The organism is Lyngbya sp. CCY1209 (assembly GCF_035615495.1).
In the GTDB taxonomy this organism is placed as follows: Bacteria; Cyanobacteriota; Cyanobacteriia; order Cyanobacteriales; family Microcoleaceae; genus Limnospira.
The window spans coordinates 1-222 of the sequence record NZ_JAJENU010000528.1 but is presented as its reverse complement, the minus strand read 5'-3'; the positions used below and the strand labels follow the sequence as shown (position 1 = coordinate 222).

The following is a 222-nucleotide window of genomic DNA, read 5'->3' as shown; positions in this document are numbered from 1 at the left end:
TGTAGGGTGTAGGGTGTAGGGGCGAATGGCGTTCGCCCTCCGTATATTTTCCAAAAAAATGGGCAACCCGAGATTTTTCAAAAAATGGGCAACCCTATAAGGTTGCCCCTACGGCTTGCTTTTTTCATTAATCTGGTGGGACTTCTAAAGCGATCGCACCCAACAAGCCTTTGCGAAAATCGTTGAGTAATTGACGGGCAGCCCGTTCGCGATCGCCCTGAT

Annotated in this window: 1 pseudogene; it reads right to left on the bottom strand. The window is 49.1% G+C overall.

The features are described 5' to 3' along the window. Positions 1–127: 127 nt before the first annotated feature. Positions 128–222, bottom strand: a pseudogene (locus tag LKE08_RS17470) (ribosome biogenesis GTPase YlqF); the annotation flags it as partial.